14 protein-coding genes are annotated in these 18,607 nt (G+C 40.1%); 10 read left to right on the top strand and 4 right to left on the bottom strand.

What is annotated here, in order from left to right; translation table 11 throughout:
* The first annotated feature begins 8 nt into the window (after positions 1-8).
* The 4 genes from ACK2WI_RS03575 (at position 9) to ACK2WI_RS03560 (ending at position 6,421) form a co-directional block, all read left to right on the top strand.
* Complete coding sequence (locus tag ACK2WI_RS03575; protein ID WP_093095867.1) at positions 9-809, top strand: M48 family metallopeptidase; 801 nt, start codon at positions 9-11, stop codon at positions 807-809.
* A gap of 276 nt (positions 810-1,085) precedes the next feature.
* Positions 1,086-1,970: an ABC transporter ATP-binding protein gene (locus tag ACK2WI_RS03570; protein WP_409149794.1), complete on the top strand. Its 885-nt coding sequence runs from the start codon at positions 1,086-1,088 to the stop codon at positions 1,968-1,970.
* Entirely contained in the window at positions 1,963-5,610 is a 3,648-nt protein-coding gene (locus ACK2WI_RS03565) for a M1 family aminopeptidase (protein WP_409149793.1), read from the top strand. The genes ACK2WI_RS03570 and ACK2WI_RS03565 overlap by 8 nt, the downstream gene beginning before the upstream one ends.
* 94 nt (positions 5,611-5,704) lie before the next feature.
* Complete coding sequence (locus tag ACK2WI_RS03560; protein ID WP_409149792.1) at positions 5,705-6,421, top strand: AAA family ATPase; 717 nt, start codon at positions 5,705-5,707, stop codon at positions 6,419-6,421.
* Positions 6,422-6,438: 17 nt separating this feature from the next.
* On the opposite strand, the gene ACK2WI_RS03555 is transcribed toward ACK2WI_RS03560, so the two are convergent.
* Both ACK2WI_RS03555 and ACK2WI_RS03550 read right to left on the bottom strand, forming a co-directional pair.
* Positions 6,439-7,764, bottom strand: coding sequence for a Na+/H+ antiporter NhaC family protein (locus ACK2WI_RS03555; protein ID WP_409149791.1), 1,326 nt, complete (start codon positions 7,762-7,764; stop codon positions 6,439-6,441).
* A 359-nt stretch (positions 7,765-8,123) separates the two neighbouring features.
* Positions 8,124-9,575 (bottom strand): sodium:alanine symporter family protein, encoded by a 1,452-nt coding sequence (locus tag ACK2WI_RS03550; RefSeq protein WP_093095876.1) that lies wholly within the window; start codon positions 9,573-9,575, stop codon positions 8,124-8,126.
* 227 nt (positions 9,576-9,802) lie between these two features.
* Between ACK2WI_RS03550 and ACK2WI_RS03545 the strand changes: the two genes are divergently transcribed.
* Positions 9,803-10,756: a hypothetical protein gene (locus tag ACK2WI_RS03545; RefSeq protein WP_409149790.1), complete on the top strand. Its 954-nt coding sequence runs from the start codon at positions 9,803-9,805 to the stop codon at positions 10,754-10,756.
* Positions 10,757-10,803: 47 nt separating this feature from the next.
* Here the strand turns inward: ACK2WI_RS03545 and ACK2WI_RS03540 are convergent, their stop codons facing one another.
* Positions 10,804-11,178 carry a PEGA domain-containing protein gene (locus tag ACK2WI_RS03540; RefSeq protein WP_093095880.1) on the bottom strand — a complete coding sequence of 125 codons (375 nt, stop codon included), beginning with the start codon at positions 11,176-11,178 and terminating at the stop codon, positions 10,804-10,806.
* Positions 11,179-11,403: 225 nt separating this feature from the next.
* Here ACK2WI_RS03540 and ACK2WI_RS03535 point away from each other — a divergent pair, with 225 nt between their 5' ends.
* The 3 genes from ACK2WI_RS03535 (at position 11,404) to ACK2WI_RS03525 (ending at position 16,008) form a co-directional block, all read left to right on the top strand.
* A complete protein-coding gene (locus ACK2WI_RS03535; protein WP_093095882.1) occupies positions 11,404-13,029 on the top strand; it encodes an ABC-F family ATP-binding cassette domain-containing protein in 1,626 nt (541 codons plus the stop codon).
* A gap of 590 nt (positions 13,030-13,619) precedes the next feature.
* Complete coding sequence (locus ACK2WI_RS03530) at positions 13,620-15,353, top strand: GMC family oxidoreductase (RefSeq protein ID WP_409149789.1); 1,734 nt, start codon at positions 13,620-13,622, stop codon at positions 15,351-15,353.
* 10 nt (positions 15,354-15,363) lie between these two features.
* A complete protein-coding gene (locus tag ACK2WI_RS03525) occupies positions 15,364-16,008 on the top strand; it encodes a gluconate 2-dehydrogenase subunit 3 family protein (protein ID WP_313367403.1) in 645 nt (214 codons plus the stop codon).
* 53 nt (positions 16,009-16,061) lie between these two features.
* On the opposite strand, the gene ACK2WI_RS03520 is transcribed toward ACK2WI_RS03525, so the two are convergent.
* Positions 16,062-16,649 carry an NUDIX domain-containing protein gene (locus tag ACK2WI_RS03520; protein WP_312696150.1) on the bottom strand — a complete coding sequence of 196 codons (588 nt, stop codon included), beginning with the start codon at positions 16,647-16,649 and terminating at the stop codon, positions 16,062-16,064.
* Between the two features lie 22 nt (positions 16,650-16,671).
* Here ACK2WI_RS03520 and pyrE point away from each other — a divergent pair, with 22 nt between their 5' ends.
* Positions 16,672-17,319 (top strand): orotate phosphoribosyltransferase, encoded by a 648-nt coding sequence (pyrE, locus tag ACK2WI_RS03515; RefSeq protein ID WP_093095889.1) that lies wholly within the window; start codon positions 16,672-16,674, stop codon positions 17,317-17,319.
* Between the two features lie 3 nt (positions 17,320-17,322).
* Positions 17,323-17,721 (top strand): SRPBCC family protein, encoded by a 399-nt coding sequence (locus ACK2WI_RS03510; protein ID WP_093095891.1) that lies wholly within the window; start codon positions 17,323-17,325, stop codon positions 17,719-17,721.
* Positions 17,722-18,607: the final 886 nt, after the last annotated feature.

The raw sequence follows: 18,607 nt of genomic DNA, 5'->3' as shown, positions 1-18,607 counted from the left end.
GAACACTTATGAAACGAATAACAAAATACGCCTCCATGCTGCTCTTAGGAGCTACATTGGTAGGTTGTGCCACTTCCGCCATAACCGGGCGAAAGTATCTAAAACTGGTAGACTCTCAGACTATCAATAACCAAGCTGCATTGGCTTATAAAGATTTTTTAAGTAAAAATAGCTCAAAAGTTGAAACAGGTTCTGCTGCTGCTACGCAAGTAAAACGAGTGGGTAACAGAATTGCTGCGGCAACAAATGAATATTTGAGGCAGATTGGGGCTGCTGATAAATTCAACTTCAACTGGGAATTCAACCTAATTGAAAGTGACCAAGTGAATGCTTGGTGTATGCCAGGAGGTAAAGTGGCAGTTTATACGGGTATTTTACCGATAGCTAAGAATGATGCAGGATTGGCTACAGTAATGGGCCATGAGATTGCACACGCCATCGAAGAGCATTCGGTATCTCAAGTTTCAAATGCTATGGCGGCACAGTTCGGTGCACAATTATTAAATGCTGCTGGAACAATCAGTAATAGCAGATATACAGGTCTATTCAACCAGATCTATGGTATTGGATACCAAGTAGGATCATTGAAGTTCTCAAGAAATGATGAATTAGCAGCTGATAAAGCTGGTCTTATCTTGATGGCAATGGCAGGTTACAATCCAGAAGAAGCTGTAGCATTCTGGGAAAGAATGTCCCAAGGCAAAAAAGGAGGGAACCCTGAATGGTTAAGTACTCACCCTAGTGATGCTAGACGTATTAGCCAATTGCAAGCAATGGTTCCTGAAGCCATGAAGTATTACAAAAAATAAAAATTAATATAAAACCAAGAAAGCCGACAAGAAATTGTCGGCTTTCTTGGTTTTAGACTAAGAGACAAACGAGATAAGACAACAGACCTTTGCAAATGGTACTAGGTATTAATATTCATCTCTAGACGTTGTTTTTTGTTCCTTTTCCATAGGTCTTAGGTCTAATGCCTAACAGTTTTAAGTCTTAAAAAAAGTAACAGAAAAAAATATTTTAATTTTTCTGTTACTTTTTTTAACAAAAACGTACTAATTTATGAAAACAACAATCAATTATAAATGGAACTTAAGATCAGTAATTTAACGAAGACATATAACAACGGTGTAAAAGCACTTGATGATGTTAATTTAGAAATCGGAGCAGGGATGTTTGGTTTATTGGGGCCAAATGGTGCCGGTAAATCTTCTCTAATGCGGACTATCGCTACGCTACAAAGCCCTGATAGTGGAAGTATACAGTTCGGAGATATTGACGTCCTGAAGGACAACAATGCCTTGAGGCGTATTCTCGGTTACCTACCGCAAGAGTTTGGTGTATATCCCAACCTTTCCGCTGAGGACCTGCTGAACTATTTCGCGGAATTAAAGGGCATCAGTAATAAACAAGACCGCAAGAAGATTGTATCCAATGCCTTAGAAATCACGAACCTATACGATTTTAGAAGCAAGAGTGTCAGTGGCTATTCAGGTGGTATGAAGCAACGTTTCGGTATTGCTCAAATGCTGCTAAACGACCCCAAACTGATCATTGTTGATGAGCCTACTGCCGGTTTAGACCCTGCCGAAAGACATCGTTTCTTAAATGTCTTAAGAGAAATCGGCGCACAACATACGGTAATCTTTTCCACGCATATCGTCGATGATGTACGTGAGCTTTGCCATGAACTCGCTATTATGAATGGTGGGAAGGTCCTTTTCCGTGGAAGTACCCAAGAAGGTACCGATAGCCTAGTTGGAAAGATCTGGAAGAAGAAAATTGATCGCGCTGATTTTGAGAAGGAAAACAGCATCTATAATGTGATCTCTTCCAATTACAACCAGGATAATAGCTTAAATATCCGGGTATATGCAGAACAACAGCCACACGAATCCTTTAGTCCGGCAACTCCGATCCTTGAAGATGTTTATTTCGTAACCCTTAAGAGCGATAAGGTAAATGTTTAAGACCATCTTTCTCTTTGAGATCAAGCGTTGGTTGAAGCAACCAGTGTTCTATGTGTACTGTGCTATTTATTTTGGCCTAGCTTTCTTAACAACTATATCCAATTTGGGAGCATTTGATGCTGTGACGAGCACAACCTCGACACCTGTATACCTAAATTCCCCAATCAGGATCGCTAGCTTCTTCAATAGCTTTGCAACCCTGATCTATTTCCTGCTACCGACTATCATCGGCGCATCGGTCTATCGGGATTATCTGTATAACGTACATACCTTACTGTTTTCCTATCCACTGGATAAGCTGAATTACCTTTCAGCAAAATTTCTGAGTTCTTTTGTCGTAGTTACGCTGATAGCTATTATTTGTGGTATAGGCTATTACGCAGGGCAGTTCTATCCAGGGATTAATCCAGAGTTATTGGGACCCAATAATCCAATGGCCTATATCGTAGGTTTCCTGATAACCGTTCTGCCTAACTTTATCCTCTTCGGGAGCATTATTTTTGCCCTAGTTACCTTCAGCAGAAATATCTATGTAGGATTTGTTTTCGTCCTTATTTTGTTCCTGTTGCAATCCCTATTTGATACAGCAGTCAGAAATGTAGACAATCGCTATTTGGTAGCATTGTTAGATCCATTCGGATTTGAACCCATTCAATACTATAGCCGCTATTGGAGTGTAGATGAGCAGAATACCAATCTATTACCGATCAAGGGTGTTTTGATCTACAATAGGTTAATCTGGTTAGCCGTTTCACTCTTGTTTTTAGGCTTGGTTTACTTTAAATTCAGTTTTTCTCAGCTAGGCATATCCTTTAAGAAGCCAAAAGAATCCGAAAGGATGACAAAAGATAACTTTGGGAGCATACTGAAAATTGCATTGCCAAAAGTTAAAAAAGATTATGGCTTCCTTGCAAACCTCAAACTTAGTTGGAGCCTTTCCAATAAGGACTTTAAGTTCTTGATCAAGAACTGGACCTTTATCATTCTACTCTGCATAGCCTTTTTGTTTGTCTTGATCGTGATTTCAGTCTCCGGCGAATTGTTTGGAACCTATACCTATCCCGTAACCTGGCAAGTGCTGGTAGCCATGGGAAGTATCTATACTTTCTTCCTGAACATCATGATCTTCCTATTTGCGGGGATGCTGATCCAAAGATCCAGACAGAGCAATATGTTCCTCTTGATTGAGGCTACAGCAGTTCCTAACTGGGTATTACTGCTTTCAAAGGTCTTGGCCATGATAAAATTGGTGTACTTGGTTATGCTCGTTTGTTTGATCAATGGTATTGTATATCAAACCTATAAAGGTTTCTATAACTTCGAGCTTGGGCACTATGCCTTTGAACTCTTCGTCTTATATCCTTTACAGTTCCTTTTCCTGATCCTATTCTCCTTATTCATCCATAATTTCTTCAAGAATTATTTTATAGGATTTATTATTTGCTTGATTTTGTTCTTCACCATTCCCTATTTATCCAAGATTGGAATCGAACAAGCAATCTTCAAACCAGGAGAGGGGGCATCGTTTCAATATTCAGATATGAATGGCTATGCCGATATCCGCCATTTTATCTATTATCGAATCTATTGGATCCTTTTTGGACTGGGACTTTTCGGCATAACGCTGTTGTTCTGGAGACGAGGAATCGTTTCCAATATCAAAGAGAAAATCAACCTTCTCTTCAAACGATCTAAACCAGCATTGCTTATCCCAATGCTACTAGCCTTTGTTGGCTTTATCGGGTTAGGCTATGCGATCTATGTAGAAAATAATATAAAACAGCCTCGTTATAGCGCGCTTGAAAGAGAGATGCAGTTGGTTGACTATGAAAAGAAATACAAAAAGTATGCGGATAGGGTCATACCTCGATTGATTGATGTATCTGTTCAATTGGACATAGATCCAAAAAACAGAAATTTCGAGGCAGGGGCTTCTTTCACTTATTTGAATAAAACGAAGGAACCTATCGATACCATCTTTATGAATAAAAGCGATAATAACCTCATCGATATCGAATTTGAAGAGGAAGCCAAGTTGTTCTTAAGAGACACGGTTTTGGCGGTTGATATCTATACCCTGGCTAAACCTTTAAATCCTGGAGATACCTTGCGGATTGATTATACCATCAAAAATAAAGAGAATGGTTTCTTGTTCGATCGTTCCCCGGTATTGGAGAATGGCACATTCCTGAACAATATGATGTTTCCAACCCTAACTTATTCTGAAGCTGCAGAGCTTTCCGATAATAGGGTCCGTAAGAAATATGGCTTACCTGATAAAAACAGGATGGCAGACCCTCGAGACTCAAGCAAACTAGGGAATACGTACATTTCCAACGATGCCGATTGGATCAATTATGAATCCATTGTAAGCACTAACCTAGATCAGATTGCCATTGCTCCAGGCTATTTGCAAAAAGAATGGACCAGTGGAGATAAACGTTACTTCCATTATAAGATGGATACGCCGATCTTGAATTTCTACTCTTTTATGTCTGCTAAATATGAGACCAAAAAAGAAAAGCATAATGGGGTGGATTTGGAGATATATTACCATAAAGGACATGAGTATAACCTCGATAGGATGATGGCATCCATGAAGAAATCCTTGGACTATTATGAATCCAATTATGAGCCTTATCAGTTCAAGCAAATGCGAGTTATTGAGTTTCCAATTTCGATGGGGACATTTGCGCAGGCATTTGCCAATACCGTGCCTTTTTCAGAAGGTATAGGTTTCATTGCCAAAGTAGATGAGGATGACCCAGATGCAGTAGATTATCCATATTCCGTGGTTGCCCATGAGTTTGCCCATCAATGGTGGGCCCATCAGGTGATCGGTGCCAATACCCAGGGTACAACCATGATGTCTGAATCATTGGCAGAATACAGTTCCTTAAAGGTCTTGGAACATACCTATGGCAAAGAACAGATGTTTAGGTTCCTGAAGGATGCCTTAGATCAGTATCTATTGGGAAGAGCTCAAGAAAAGATCCGTGAAAATCCATTGATGTTCAATGAAAACCAAGGCTACATCCATTATAACAAAGGTTCCTTGGTGATGTATGCCATGAGCGATTATTTAGGGGAGAAGAAATTCAACGAATTCCTAAAAAGCTATAACAAGAAAGTGAAGTTCCAGAATCCGCCATATACCACCTCCATTGAGTTTGTCAATATGCTGAGACCCGTAGTTCCAGATTCTTTGCAATATTTGATTAAAGACTTGTTTGAAACCGTTACGATTTACGACAATGAGGTCAAGGATGCCAAGGTTAAGAAGCTGGCAAACGGTAAATACGAAGTGGATATTGATTTCCAAGTATCAAAATATAGGACTGACCCTTTGGGCAAAAAGAGCTATGAAGATACCAAAGGAACAGCCTTAACAATTAAAAACGGTAAAAACACCGTCCAATCCTTGCCTTTGCAGGATTATGTAGAGGTTGCAGTCCTTGGCGATCCTATCGAAAAGAATGGCTTTAAGGTAGATAATATCCTATACCTGAAAAAGGTAAAGATCGATAAGATCAACAATAAGCTGAAGATCACGGTCGATAAAAAACCAGTAGAGGTAGGGGTCGATCCGAATTATAAGTTATTGGATACCGATTCTGGAAATAACCGAAAAAAGGTTTAATAGATCAGCCGCTCAAAATGAATTGAGCGGCTTTTTATTGTCTCATATTTCCATTTAAGCCTTATATTTGCGGTCTAAACAGTCGTTTGAAACTATGAATATCCAGGACCTTATTATTAAGGATAAAGACCTTGTATTACTTGATGATGTGTTCTTGAGTGAAGAAAATCGCTCAAAGATCGATCAGCTTATTAAAGAGCATCGGTATTTTGAGGAACTCCATGAGTATGGTCTGCCCGTAAGCAATAAAGTTCTCCTGTTCGGACATTCAGGCTGTGGGAAAACGACCACCGCCAAAGCCATAGCAAACAGCTTAGGCAAGCCATTGATCATCCTGAATCTGAGTAATGTCATCAATTCAAGGATCGGGGAGACCTCCCAAAATGTGAAGCAGGTTTTTGATCGTGCAGCACGTGATAAAGCTGTTCTGTTTTTAGATGAATTTGATCAACTGGGGAAGGCGAGGGGAGATGATGATAATGATGTAGGAGAAATGCGCCGCTTGGTCAATTCCATAATCCAACAAATCGATTATTTACCCGCTGATGTCCTGTTGATCTGTGCAACCAACCATGTGAACATTATTGACAGCGCTTTGATCAGAAGGTTCCAGATCAGGATCCAGTATGAAATGCCCGACCAAGCTGGATTAGATGCATATTATGATGCTCTATTGGCTAGATTCCCTGATGAATTACATCCAAAAACAAGGCGTTATGGAATATCTTTCGCTGAGGCCAAGGATAGCCTATATGCCATCGTAAAATCCAATCTGATCAAGAAGTTGGACATGAAAGGCAGGATGCTGTAACAGCATCCGGATGTAGCTTATGCAACCTGTAACTGTGGTTTGTCCTTTCTGAAGACAATAAACAAGAAAGCCACGATACCCATCAAAACAGGATAATAAAGATATTGCATCACATCTATTGGAGAGAGCAATGCCTTTCCTTCCTCCGATAGCACCACATTTGCTGCCGCCATAGCTGCTAATATCTGCGCTCCATAAGGAACCAACCCTTGGATAAAACAGGAAATCGTGTCCAGTATACTGGCTACCCGGCTTCCTTCCAATCCATTTTCATCTGAAATATCCTTTGCTATTGGACCAACAATAACAATGGTAATCGTGTTGTTTGCAATAGCCAAATTGACCAAACTAACCAAAAAAGCAATACTCAGTTCAGCTCTTTTCTTCGAATTGATGCGCTTGGTCACCGTATTCAACAAATAGTCAATACCTCCATTGTATCGTATTATACCCACAACACCACCGATGATCAAACATAAGATACTCAATTCGAACATGCCTGCAAATCCATCATTAATGGATTTTAAGACTTTTAGGAAGTCGATGGAACCTGTGCTCAATCCGATGACTGCTGCACTTAAGATACCGATTCCCAAAGTCCAGATCACATTCAGGCCAGACAAGGCCAAAATAAACACCAATACATAAGGCAGGATCTTGACCAATTCAAAATCTCCCACATTCATATTGGTGGTATTATGCAGCATCTGGTTACCCTGGAACGCATAGATGATCATCACGATAATGGCTACAGGGAGTACCATCTTAAAGTTCACTTTAAATTTTTCTTTCATACCAACGCCTTGCGTTCTGGTCGCTGCGATGGTGGTATCCGAAATAAAAGATAGGTTATCTCCGAACATGGACCCGCCTATGACAGCCGCCAAGGCAATAGGCATGATACCGCTAATGTTCTCTTCCAAACCAACAGCAATGGGTGCAAGGGCGACAATCGTCCCTACAGATGTCCCTAAAGAGGTGGATATAAAACAGGAAACCAAAAACAGTCCTGCTATCACATACTGAGCCGGTATATAGGTTAAGGCAAAATTGATGGTGGAGGAGATGGCCCCAATGTTTTTGGATAATTCGCCAAAGGCGCCTGCCAAAAGGAAAATCAAGATCATGATCAAGATGTTCTCGTTTCCCGCTCCTTGAGCAAAATGGACTAATTTTTCATTGAATGCTTTCTTAGGAAATTGAAAAAATGCAACAAAAAGACAAAGCACAAATACAACAAGGACAGGTAAGGCATAAAAATCCCCTAGTATAAATGATCCTGCAAAGTATATCACGACAAACAGGATTAGCGGTAATAAGGCCCAGAAATTGCCTTTATTCATAAGCTTAGATTAAATGAAAAAAATTTCCCAAAATTAGCATATTATTCAGACAATCAAATCTTTCGTGGATAGAGAATCTATACTTTGGCATTATTAGGCCATATTTTTAACCATTAAAAACTGATTTCCAAAGCCTTGATGCTTTGCTAATAGGAAATATTGTGTAACTTTAGTTACAATCACCAGAATAAACATAAAGCAAAGGAAATGAAAAGGACCCCATTGACAACTTTAATTCTGTTGTTATTAGTGGCATTCGTTTTAGTGTTTGCTACTACCTGCTTCGGGATTCATTAACTAAAAAAGCGAGACTTGATAACGCACTCAAATCTCGCTTTTTTGTATTCAGAAGCTTGGTTTTAATCCTGATTGTTTTCCCAATACTCGGCATTTTTAATTCCAATAGCCTTAGGGTCAAACGAAGGGTCTTCTATTCCTTGTTTTCTTTTACTTTTATAATCTTTCCAAACCTTCATCGCTGGTTTGCTCAATAGCAAGATGGCGATAATATTGGTCCATGCCATTAAACCTACACCGATATCACCGATCGCCCATGCTGTGTCTGCTGTCCTTACCGTTCCAAAATAAACCGTGCTCAAAAAGACAATCTTAAAGATCCAGCCAATGATTTTTCTGGCTTTTTCACTTTTTACCAAATAGGCAACGTTGGTGTCTGCGTAATAAAAATAAGCCATAATTGTAGTAAACGCAAAGAAGAAGAGGGCAATAGCAACGAAGCCATTTCCAAATCCAGGGAAGTGATGTGATACTGCTGCTTGCGTAAAGCCATTATAATCTACATTTGGCAGGTTTTCTACCAACAATGTCGTAGGTTGTCCTGCAGCATCCACATTTGTTACATTGTACATGCCAGTAAATAAAATCATCAGGGCTGTTGCGGTACAAACAAATAAGGTATCTACATAAACTGAGAATGCCTGAACCAATCCTTGTTGAGCGGGATGGGATACATCTGCCGCTGCAGCTGCGTGAGGTGCAGTACCTTGTCCAGCTTCGTTGGAGTAGATTCCGCGTTTTACACCCCATGCAATCGCCATACCGATAATACCACCAAAAGTAGCATCTAAGCTAAAGGCACTTTTAAAGATAAGTGCAAATACCTCAGGAATTTGTTGGAAGTTAATTCCAATAATGATCAAGGTCATCAATATATAACCACCAGCCATAAATGGCACCACAAACTCGGCTACAGTTCCTAGTCTTTTTACACCGCCGAAAATAATAAGGACCAATAATCCTACAATGGCAATTCCTGTATAGGATGGGTCGATTTGATAGGCATTGAATGCCGAGGATGCAATCGCATTACTTTGCACACCAGGAAGCAATAAACCAGCGCTTACAATGGTAAGAATAGCAAATATTGCGGCATACCATTTTACGCCAAGACCTTTTTCGATATAGAAGGCTGGACCTCCTCTAAATTCATTGCCTTCTTTTTGTTTGTACAATTGACCTAAAGTCGCTTCCACAAAAGCTGATGCAGAACCTAAAAAGGCAATTGCCCACATCCAGAATACGGCGCCTGGCCCACCATAGAATATGGCGGTCGCCACACCTATAATGTTCCCTGTACCGACACGGCCTGAAATTGCCAAAGCAAAGGCTTGAAAAGATGAGATACCTTCGTCAGATTTCTTCTTGGCGAAGAGTAGCCTGATCATGTCTTTTAGGTATGTAACTTGAAGGAATCCTGTTCGAATGGAGAAGTAAAGCCCTGTGCATAAGCACAAATAAATTAAAACTTCACTCCATACTAGATTGGAGATCGAGGAGATAATATTATCCATTAATTTGGTTTAAATAGTTATTAGCCATTAATTATTGTGTAAAGTAAAGGTTTTTTTTAGAAAATATCACAAATAAATTCTGTGAAGATTATCCTTGAAATCCTCCCTCCATCCTCGGGTTAATTGATTTTCAGTTCGCGAAAATTTTCGAATTTACTTGGAATTATCGATTTCAAGCTAGAATATTGTCTAATTATTACACGACTATTATTTGCTCCAACAAAATTATGGAAAGGTTAAATTTCTCATTCCTCCTGCTTATAGGAACTATCTTGCTGAATTCCTGCGCTTCTGTCAAAAACCTTGAGATTAGGGACCTGTTGCACCATAGCAACTGTAATCAGCAAAATGTGTATGAATATGATGTGGACAGTCTACCAATTCCCCTGCACGAACAATCGGTATCCCCTTTATTGCAAAGTAAATTGACCTTCAATAGCCTTAATATGGCCAATGCGATTGGCATTCTGAAGACCGTCTCAAAATATGCGGAATTAAAGCAAAACCCAGCTCCCGATGATCTGAAATATAGATTGGACCTGTTGGAGTTAAAGCAGGCGATCGATCAGAAGATCAATAGTTCTTCTCTAGAAATTTCAGCCATTTCTTCAGAAATGGACTGTGAAGAGGAGCGGACCAGCCAAGTCGCCAACTACCTTGAAGGAAAAATTCGAGATAAAGAATCTAAACTCACGGTGGCAGCTATCGTGGTTGGTGCCTTGGGTGCTATCTTGACGGAAGGTGTTGTCAAGGATGAAGGGGCTAGCCATGTGGTAGGTATCTCCACGGGTGTTGCTGAGGCTTCATTCGGTGTGATGATGTTGCTGAATGATGAAAAGACCGATTTCTTCCATAAGAGAAATGCCTTGCGCGATGTTTGGTTCGGTGCAGCAACTTCGAAGAACTTCCCAGCAGCGGTTTGGTACTATTTAAACTATTCCAGTCCTGAAAATGGAATCAAGTCTTCTTTAAGGGAACAAATCGTTCAGAAATGGAGCAGCTTCGGGCAGATTACCAAATCATCAGAAGAAGAGATGTTGGATCTCTATTTTGGCGAAGGGGGCGAGTATACGAGCGAGCAGTTGGAAAATAGGGCAGATATGTATGATCAATTGGAATCAAATATCAATTTGATGAAGCAGGATTTAAAAGCGCTCTCTGCCGAATTGGAAAGATTATAAAAAAAGCCATGGCAATGAAGCATGGCTTTTTCTCAAAATTCTAAAAATTATGGATTTGCTGGTTTCAGTTCCAATTCATAGAATTTAGGGTCATATTTCATCATGGCCCCAGTGGCAGCATCCACGGCCCAACCTACCATACCTAGTAAGTTTAAAATAGAAACCGTGTTGAAGGTAGTTTCAGGATTGAATTGGTATTTTTCATAACCATCTTTGGTCAAGGTAATGACCGGACCGTTAAAACCTTTCTTCAGGGATACCGTAGCAGGAGTGACTCCTCGGTCGACGCCATCCACCTGGATTTTAGCTCCACTTGGAAACGATTTGATCATCACATTTTGCTTGGTTCCGGTAAAAATAGTTCCGCATGAGCTTGTAAACAAAACAACAAAGGACAAGGCAATTAAAAATACTGCTTTCATGTTAATTTAATTAATAATTGTTAAAGTATATCATATTGACATCGCAATTTATGAAAGGTTTAAGAGTATTTTTTAAAAAATTTCAATAAAATTAACCTGCTATTTCAGAATGTTCTCGAAACAAAATGAAACTGAGTTAGTTGCATAAAAATTAGTCAAGAACAAGCGATAAAAAGGGCTGCTTACAACCTTCCCAAACTCAATAAATAACTGTATCTTTGCGACATGATTAACGTTTCGAATTTATCTCTTCGTTATGGCAAACGTGTCCTATTCGAAGATGTCAACTTAAAGTTCACTCCTGGAAACTGTTACGGTATTATCGGAGCGAATGGTGCCGGAAAATCGACTTTTTTAAAAATTATCTCTGGAGAAGTAGATCCTACTTCTGGATCCGTTGCTTTTACTCCAGGGGAGAGAATGTCTGTATTAAATCAGAACCACTACGCATTTGATGAGTTCTCAGTTATCGAAACGGTCATGATGGGTAATCAAGAGCTGTATAAGGTGATGAAGGAAAAGGATGAAATCTACATGAAAGAAGATTTCTCTGATGCTGATGGTGAAAGAGCTGGTGAACTGGAAAGCCTATTTGCAGAGATGGATGGCTGGAATGCGGAAAGCAATGCAGCGACCCTATTGAGCAACCTTGGGATTAAAGAAGAACTTCACTATAAATTAGTTAAGGAGTTGGATGGTAATGAAAAAGTTCGTGTCCTATTGGCGCAAGCTTTGTTTGGTAATCCGGATATCTTGATCCTGGATGAGCCTACCAACGACTTGGACATCAATACCATTGCTTGGTTAGAAGATTTCCTTGCTAGCTATGAAGCAATTGTATTGGTCGTATCACACGACCGTCACTTCCTTGATGCGGTATGTACACATATCGTCGATATTGACTTTGGTAAGATGACTATCTATTCCGGTAACTATACGTTCTGGTACGAGTCTTCACAATTGGCATTGAAACAGCGTGCTGACCAAAACAAGAAAATGGAAGATAAGGTGAAGGAATTACAGGAATTTATCCGTCGATTCTCTGCCAATGCTTCTAAATCAAAACAAGCGACTTCCCGTAAGAAAGCTTTGGATAAGATCAACATTGAAGACATCAAACCTTCAAACAGAAAATATCCTGCTATTATGTTCAATATGATGGACAGAGATCCGGGAGATCAAATCTTGACCGTAGAGAATTTAGGCAAGACCGTGAATGGCGAAGTATACTTCAAGCATATCAGCTTTATGGTCAATAAAGGGGACAAGATCGCTGTATTGGCAGAAAATAACTTGATTACTTCTGCTTTTTATGATGTTCTTGCTGGACGCGATCAAGATTATGTTGGTGAATTTAAATGGGGGGTAACCATTACACCTGCCGACATGCCTATTGATAATGCTGAATTTTTCGAAGGAAAAACAGATAACTTGGTAGACTGGTTAAGAGATTATACCACTAAACCAGATGCTGATGAGCAATTTATCCGTGGTTTCTTGGGCAAGATGCTTTTCTCTGGCGAAGAAGTGCTTAAGAAATGTTCGGTGCTTTCAGGGGGTGAGAAAATGCGTTGTATGTTCTCAAGGATGATGCTTCAAGGTGCTAACTTCTTGATTTTCGATGAACCTACCAACCACTTGGATCTAGAGTCCATTACGGCATTGAACAACGGTATCAATGACTTTAAGGGATCGGTGTTATTTACCTCTCGAGATCATGAGTTAACTCAAACCGTAGCTAATCGTATCATCGAGCTTACGCCAAATGGTATTATCGATAAGTTGATGACTTATGATGAGTACATTAATTCTGAAGCTGTAAAAGCTCAACGTGAAGAAATGTACAGATAGATATTTTTTTTATTTTTTTTTAGGGACTGAAGAAATTCAGTCCCTTTTTATTTTTAAAGAATCTTTAAGGCTTCTCCCCTTATCGATCAGTTTGTATCTTAGTATGAGCAAGGGATTAATTGTATAGTCTTTGTGAACCCCTAAAATTTTATTACCATGCAATTCCTTCCATGGATTTGAATGTGGATCAGAGCAGCTAAAATTCTTGCCTCTTTATATTTCTGGGAGTTTAAGTGGAACTCATTCGAGACACATTCGGAAATTTCGCAAAATGTACTCCATATTACGGCTTCAATTTTCGATAGATTCTGCAAGCTTTCCCGAATATGTCTCGAATGAGTCTCGAACATGCTAGGGAGAAATTGCTCGCTTATTTCATGGATTGAGTTTGGGATTCTACTTCACTTTGCCTGAGTTTTTGCTAGAGAAAAATTTACCTTTATGAAGAAATATTGATCATTACGTATCAAAAATTTTATCTAATGATACTTGGATTGGGCGATAGAATTGCTATATTTAGTGTTGCTAAATAGTATAAGCAAGAATATGCTTTCATTTAAACCGAATTTAAATCAAGATCACAAAAGTTTATGAGTGTTTTTCAAATTAAAGAAAACCCTGAGGTTTTTGATGCCATAGTTGTGGGGTCAGGAGCTGGAGGCGGTATGGCAGGATATATTTTGGCAAATGCAGGGCTAAAGGTCCTCATGCTGGAAGCGGGTCCGTTTTTTGATCCTGCGAAGGATGCATTGCAAATGCGATGGCCATGGGAGTCTCCACGACGAGGGGCAGGTGTCACAAGACCTTTTGGTGATTTTGATGCGGCTTATGGCGGTTGGCAATTAGATGGTGAACCTTATAGCAAAGTTGCCGGTACTGAATTTGAATGGTTCCGAGCAAGGATGCTTGGCGGAAGGACAAATCACTGGGGCCGTATTTCCTTAAGGATGGGACCGGATGATTTCCAACCTACTGATGGGCTTACCGATGCTTGGCCGATTACGTATGATGAGGTCAAACCTTATTACGACCGTGTAGACCGTATGATCGGTATTTATGGAACGGTTGAGGGCATCCATAATGAGCCGGATGGGATCTTTATGAAACCACCAAAACCTAGGTTAAATGAACTGTTTATCCATAGAGGTGCTAAAAAGGCAGGCGTACCTGTAATTCCGGGACGTGGTGCTGTATTGACGGAGGCTTCTCCTGAGATCAAGGGTAGGGGAACTTGTTTCTACTGTGGACAATGTGGCCGTTCATGTAAGGTATACGGAGATTTCTCCTCTTCTTCTTGTTTGGTAATCCCTGCGATGAAAACCGGTAATTTGAAAGTGATCGATAATGCCATGGTCCGTGAGGTTCTGACCAATGACGAGGGATTGGCTATTGGGGTTTCTTATGTAAACACTACAGATCTGCAAGAATATTCTGTAAAAGGTAAGAAGGTGATTTTAGGGGCTAGTGCCTGCGAAAGTGCCAGGTTGCTATTAAATTCAAAATCCAAAGCACATCCAGGTGGAATCGGAAACAGCAGTGGTCTAGTTGGAAAATATTTACATGATTCTACTGGCGCTAGTTTAGGTGGTTTCATTCCTGAGCTATTGGATAGAAAACGATATAATGAGGATGGTACCGGAAGTGTTCATATCTATTCGCCTTGGTGGGAGGACAACAAGAAGTTGAATTTCCCGAGAGGTTACCATATTGAATACGGTGGTGGCTTGCACATGCCATCCTATGGCTTTATGAACTGGGTGCCAAACGTAAATGGTATGGTTCCCGGAGCAGATGGGGCTAAAAAGGATATGGGTGGCTATGGAGCTGGACTGAAAAATGATTACCGTCGTTTCTATGGTGCAAACGTAGGGATGGCAGGTCGTGGTACCGCTTTGGCAAGGAAAGACAATTATTGTGAGATCGATCCTACGAAAGTGGATAAGTTTGGTATCCCGGTATTGCGCTTCCACTATAAATGGGCCAACGAGGAAATTGCACAAGCTAAGCACATGCAAGATACCTTCCAATCCATTATGCATGAGATGGGGGCAATTATTACCTCCAATATCCCAGGTGCGGATACCCTTTATGGCTTAGAAGCTCCAGGAAAGATTATCCATGAAGGGGGTACTACCCGAATGGGGAATGATCCGAAGTCTTCCGTATTGAATAAATGGGGGCAAGCGCATGACTGCAAGAATGTGTATGTAGTGGATGCAGGTCCGTTCGTGCAACAGGGCGATAAAAACTTGACATGGACCATCTTGGCTTTGTCCATGCGTACAGCAGAATATATATTAGAAGAAAACAAAAAATTAGCATAACCCAAAAGCGATGAACAGAAGAGATTCACTTAAAGCCTTAGGGCTACTTGCAGCAGGGTCTGGCGTATTGGCAGCATCCTGTAAAGATGATAAAAGCTCAGGGCAAGCCGGGAAAGCTGCCGCAGGCAGTTCTGAAAAATTACCCGGGGTACAGGAATTTGAATATAAACGGACTGAAGCCTTAATGGCCGAGAAGTTCTTTACAGATCATGAATTAGCGACCATTACGGTTTTGGCAGATATCATTATCCCAAAAGATGATGTCTCTGGCAGTGCGTCAGAAGCTGGAGTACCGGCCTTTATCGAATTCATGTCCAAAGATATCCCAAGCTATCAGACACCTTTACGTGGAGGCTTGAAATGGCTTGACGTTCAATGTCAAAAGACCTATGGAAATGCCTTTGTGAAATGTAAAAAGGATGAACAGATTGCCATGGTCGATGAGATTGCCTATCCGCAAAAAGCTAAGCCAGAGATGGCTCAGGGGGTAGCCTTCTTTTCCTTGATGCGTGACTTGACCTCAACTGGATTTTTTACCAGTGAAATGGGGGTAAAGGATATCGGATACGTTGGTAACAAGCCAGGTGTTTGGAATGGTGTGCCGGCTGATGTCTTGAAGCAATATGGTTTCGACCCAGAAAAGTTCTTTGGATAGAATCAAAAAAACAGAAAATATAAGGGGAGCTGATTTTCAGCTCCCCTTTTTATTTATTTTTTGATGGTCTCAACGATTTCCATGATCAAAGGATAGGTGTTTTCCTTAACTTTTTTCAATTCAGAAGCCTTTAGCCATTCTGCCTGATCAATGTCTTCTTCCAGTTGTGGTGTCAGCTTAGGGATTTTGTTAACTCCCATTTGGTACCATTTGGTTTGCTTCAATACGAATTTGTTTCGCATATAATAAGTATGGTAGGTTGTTGCCAGCTTTTTACCTAGGTAATCGACCTCGATTCCGCATTCTTCTTCAACTTCCCTGAGGGCGGCATCTTTCATTTTTTCACCTTCTTCCACTTTCCCTTTAGGCAGGTCCCATTTTCCAAGGCGATGGATAAATAGGTATTCGCCATTTCCATTGGTAACTAATCCACCGGCTGCTTTAACGATACGGGTTGTAGATAATATCTTTTTAAAAACTTTTCTGATATTAGGGTGTATGTATAGGTACACAGTTTTATCTGTGCTGTGGGCGGACTCGTTGAAAAGTTTTTCCAGATCAATGTCTTGTAAACCAATTGTTTGAACGTTTTCTTTAATATGAGGGGTAAAATCTGCCAAAATTAACAGAGATTGGTTCATATAAATTTTATAAATTTGTGCCATGAATTATTTAAATGAGGTTGAACAAAAAGTTGCTGAATCCTTATTGCAAATTAAAGCAATAAAATTACAACCTAAAAACCCTTTTACTTGGGCGTCTGGATGGAAGTCACCAATTTATTGTGATAATCGTGTTGCGTTATCGCATCCAGCTATCCGTACTTACATTCGTCAAAAGTTGTCACAATTGATCCAAGAGGAGTTTGGTTCGGTTGATATGATATCGGGAGTAGCGACAGCAGGGATCCCTCAGGGCGTATTGGTAGCACAAGATTTAGGCTTGCCTTTTTCTTATGTTCGCAGCAGTGCTAAGGATCATGGTCGTCAGAACCTGATTGAGGGTGAAGTAATCTCAGGTCAGCGTGTTGTTGTCATTGAGGATTTGGTATCTACCGGAAAAAGCAGTTTACAGGCCGTGAAAGCATTGCGCGAGGCAGGTTGTAATGTTGTGGGATTAGTATCGATCTTTACTTACGGTTTAGAAGTTGCACGCAAGAACTTTGAAGAAGCAAAATGTACTTTCCACAGTTTGTGTAACTACGATGCCCTAATTCATGTTGCCGCTTCTAATAGCTATATCTTAGAATCGGATATCGAACTTTTGGAGAAATGGAAAATTGATCCAGCAAACTGGAACCCAGAATCATAAACTATGACTATTATTCAAAACACTGTAGAAATCAATAAACCCGTTGCAGAGGTTTATAATTTTCTTTCGGATATGAACAATCACGAGCAGTTGATGCCAGAAAACATTGTTAACTGGAGCTCAACAGCCGATGAGGCAAGATTTACCATCAAGAATATGGCTAAACTGTCCCTTCGTATCAGTGAAAGACTAGAAAACAAAGAGTTGGTAAGTGTACCTATCGAGGAAGCACCTTTTCCATTGACTTTACGTTGGAAATTGGAACCTTCATCTGATAATAGCACCAGTGCTACCTTTGTTATCGAAGCAGGTTTGAATATGATGATGAAAATGATGGCTTCTGGTCCTTTACAGAAGTTGGTGGATTTTCAGGTTGATAAATTGAAATCAGTATTGGGATAGAAATGTCCTGAAGATATGGAATAGGGAAGAGCAATGAGAATTGCTCTTTTTTTGTGGATGTTTTTGAACCAGGATGGATGGGATTCGGAGTTCGACTCCACTCACCCACCGGATGGACCAAGATAATGACAATTTCTAGCTTTCTATTTATCAAGATTCGTAGGACGTATCGCATACACCTGCTACATTCATTTCTGTAATTATTTCAAACATTAGGGTGAATAAAACTCTTTTTTCGATCCGTTTCTTAAAATCAAAAATGGTTTCCCCATCTTACGATTCGGGATGACGGCAATTCTTAAAAATATTAAAAAATAGATTCTTCGCTGTGCTCTGAATCCCTCTCTGGGAATTTCTAATTCTGAACGATTAGTGAAGAATCTGTACGTTTTTCCTCCACCAAGTCCTGTCATCCTGTACCGAAGGTACAGGAACTGTACGCCAATGCAATCTTTGTTTGTATTGATCCGAGACCCTTCCTGCGTCAGGGTTACAGTGTGGAGTTAACCGCCTGCACCGGAACTGTACGCTAATACAATCAATGTTTGTAAAGTTCCGAGACCCTACCTGCGTACCAATGAACGTTTGTTAAATCTGTGTTTCTAGGTATTTTGACCTATATTTCCTCTTCAGAAGAATATTTTTAATCCGCCATACATCCCCAGCGGGGATGAATTATTTTAGCATGGATGGTAAACAATATAGGGCTAATGCAAAAACGATGTTCGATTTATCGAACATCGTTTTTGCGCGACTTCCAGGCTAACGTGCCATGTCTGCTAAAATAATGGAACCCCAAATGGGGTTCTATATTTAAAAAAAACAAAAGAGCTAATAGATTTTCATTGCCAACATCTGTCATCACCTTCCGATAAATTTATCTCAA

Origin of the sequence: Sphingobacterium sp. BS-2 (genome assembly GCF_046161205.1) — a bacterium.
GTDB lineage: Bacteria > Bacteroidota > Bacteroidia > Sphingobacteriales > Sphingobacteriaceae > Sphingobacterium > Sphingobacterium mizutaii.
Note: the sequence above shows the minus strand (reverse complement) of the source record. Positions and strands in the feature narration are given on the sequence as shown.